Genomic DNA, 2,613 nt, shown 5'->3' with positions numbered 1-2,613 from the left:
CGGGCGTGGCCCTGGCCTTCGGGCTCACGGTGCTGACGGGCGCCTATGCGCTCGGGCCCATTTCGGGCGGGCACTTCAATCCGGCGGTGTCGCTGGGCCTGACGGTGGCGGGGCGCTTCTCCTCCAGCCGGCTGCCGGGCTACGTGATCGTGCAGGTGCTGGGCGCTGCGGCCGCCGCGGCCGTGCTCTACCTCATCGCCACCGGCAAGTCGGGCGCGCAGATCGGCGGCTTCGCCACCAACGGCTACGGCGAGCATTCGCCGGGCGGCTATTCGATGGACGCCGCGCTGCTGACCGAGGTGGTGCTGACGGCGGTGTTCCTGGTGGTGATCCTGGGTGCCACGGCGCGCCGCTCGGCCGCGGGCTTCGGCGCCCTGGCCATCGGCCTGTGCCTGACGCTGATCCACCTGATCTCGATCCCGGTGACCAACACCTCGGTCAATCCGGCGCGCAGCACGGGCGTGGCGCTGTTCGGCCCGGCCTATGCCGCCAGCGAACTCTGGCTGTTCTGGGCCGCGCCGCTGGCCGGCGCGGTGATCGGCGCCCTGGTGTGGCGCCTGGTGCTGGCAGGTCGGGACGACTGAGCGACCTGCTTCAGGTTAAGGCGCTGCGTGCACCAGCGGCGCGCAAGACGGGCGCAGCAACAACGATCAGAGGGCCGCGGAGCAGGCCAAGCCAGGGCACCCGAGGAACTGGCTTTGCCAGGCCTCGGGGTGCGCCCCCCTCCAAGCCGAAGGCGCGAGGGAGGGGGGAGCCGCGAAGCGGCATGGGGGGTGTTGTCCGTTCACATGCCGGGCATGGGCATGGCGGTCGACTGGCCAATGGCCTCGGTGCCGCTGGCATGGGCGGCTGCAATGGCGTCGGCCTGGGTGCGGCTGGCCGCGCCCTGTTCGAGCAGCGCCGGGGCGATGGTCGACTGGCCGACGGCCTCGGTGCCGACCGCATGGGCGGCGGCGACGGCGCCGGCATTGACCTCGTCGCGCGACAGCGTGGAGTTGAGCATCGGCGCCACGGTGGACTGGCCGATGGCCTCGCTGCCGCCGCCGTTCCAGGCGGACTGGGCGAAGGCGCCGGCCGAGGCGGCGGCCAGCAGGGAGCCCACGGCAAGGGTGGCGGCGAGGCGGGTGACAGCAAAGGTGCGCATGGAAGATCTCCGTGAGTGGGTGGCGATGAAGGTCTGGCCGTGCACCGCGTGCGGTGCGCCGGCCTGCCGCCCACTCTAGGCCGCGTTTCTGAGTTGGAAATGAGCCAGGTGCACCCGGGCGCGCAGCCCGCCCTGGCCTTCCTGGCTGCGCCGGTCGCTCAGCACGATGCGCAGGCCGTGGCGCCGCGCCACGCTCTGCGCGATGGCCAGGCCCAGCCCATGGCCCCCGGCCGGCGCGCCGGCCACCCGGTAGAAGCGGTCGAACACCCGCGGCAGCAGCTCGGGCGGAATGCCGGGGCCTTCGTCCACCACGTCTACGGCCACGCCGCCGTCGGGCAGGCGCTTGAGCAGCAGGTCCACGCAGCCGTGCGGCGGGCTGTGTCGGATGGCGTTGTCGAGCAGGTTGTCGAACAGGCTGCGCAATTCCACCGGCGAGCCCTGCAGGCGCAGGCCGTGCAACTCGTCAGGCGCGCCGAAGCCCAGGTCCACGCCGCGGTGCTCGGCCATGTCGGCGAACTGCGCCAGGGCGTCGCGCAGCAGCGGCACCAGGGCCACGGTCTCGGCCTGCAGCGGCTCGGCCGCCTCCTGGCGCGACAGGCGCAGCAGCTGCTCCTGCAGCCGCTGGGCGCGGGCCACGCCGGCCTCGAGCTGGGCGAAGCTGCGGCGCGCGGGGCCGTCGGCGATGTGCGGGCGCAGGTTGTCCAGCTGCAGGCCGATGGCGGTGAAGGGTGTGCGCAGCTCGTGGGCGGCGTCCTGCACGAAGCGTCGCTGCGCCTGCAGCGCGGCGCGCAGCCGCGCCAGCACGACGTTGTAGGCCTGCACCAGCGGCTGGATCTCGGCCGGCACGCGCTCGGGCCGGATCTCGCGCGGGCTGCGCTCGTCCTGCGCCGCCACCTCGGCGGCCACGGCCCGCAGCGCGCGGGAGGCGCGCCACACCACCGCCCACTGCAGCAGCAGCGCGGCCGGCAGCAGCGCCAGGATCGGCAGGCCCTCGGCCAGCGCCCGCCACAGCGAGCGCTGCTGGCGGAAGGCGCGGCTCTGCAGCACCTGCACCCGCAGGTGGCCGGGGCCGGTGTCCGGCGCGGTGTAGACGCGCCAGCGCTGATCGGGCAGCGGGCCGGTGCGCACTTCGGCAAAGCCGGCACGGGGCTGCAGGGACACCGGCACGGCGATCGAGGCGGCCTCCAGCCCGCGGCCGCCGGGCTGCCACAGCTGCACCACCAGCGCGCCGCGGCGGGCGATGGCCTCGGCATCCACGGCCGGCAGCTCGCGCACGTGCCGCCGGCCGGCATAGGACTCGGCCAGCACCCGCATCTGGTCGTCGCGCAGCCCTTCGATGATGCGGCCGTACACCGTGTAGGCCGCCATGGCAGCCAGCAGCCCGCCCACCACGTGCAGCAGCACCAGCCAGCCGAAGAGCCGCCGGCGCAGGGAGGGCGCGGTGCGGGACGGTCGCGGCGCCGCGACCG

The 2,613-nt window shown here is 74.6% G+C and carries 3 protein-coding genes; 1 reads left to right on the top strand and 2 read right to left on the bottom strand.

Annotated features, from left to right (window positions below):
* On the top strand, window positions 1-584 hold a 584-nt coding region (gene aqpZ / locus NS331_RS24595), incomplete at its 5' end, for an aquaporin Z (protein WP_058644542.1).
* 200 nt (window positions 585-784) lie between these two features.
* On the opposite strand, the gene NS331_RS24590 is transcribed toward aqpZ, so the two are convergent.
* Both NS331_RS24590 and NS331_RS24585 read right to left on the bottom strand, forming a co-directional pair.
* The gene (locus tag NS331_RS24590; protein WP_058644540.1) at window positions 785-1,144 is read right to left on the bottom strand and encodes a hypothetical protein; all 360 of its coding nucleotides are present in this window, start codon (window positions 1,142-1,144) and stop codon (window positions 785-787) included.
* 75 nt (window positions 1,145-1,219) lie between these two features.
* On the bottom strand, window positions 1,220-2,613 hold a 1,394-nt coding region (locus NS331_RS24585; protein ID WP_153013041.1), incomplete at its 5' end, for an ATP-binding protein.

The sequence above is a fragment of the Pseudacidovorax intermedius genome (assembly GCF_001476815.1).
Lineage (GTDB): Bacteria > Pseudomonadota > Gammaproteobacteria > Burkholderiales > Burkholderiaceae_C > Xenophilus > Xenophilus intermedius_A.
This window is presented reverse-complemented; position numbering and strand designations above follow the sequence as displayed.

Coding starts and splice junctions, on each gene's coding strand:
- NS331_RS24590 (WP_058644540.1), bottom strand. CDS start 1,144: ATGCGCACCTTTGCTGTCACCCGCCTCGCCGCCACCCTTGCCGTGGGC.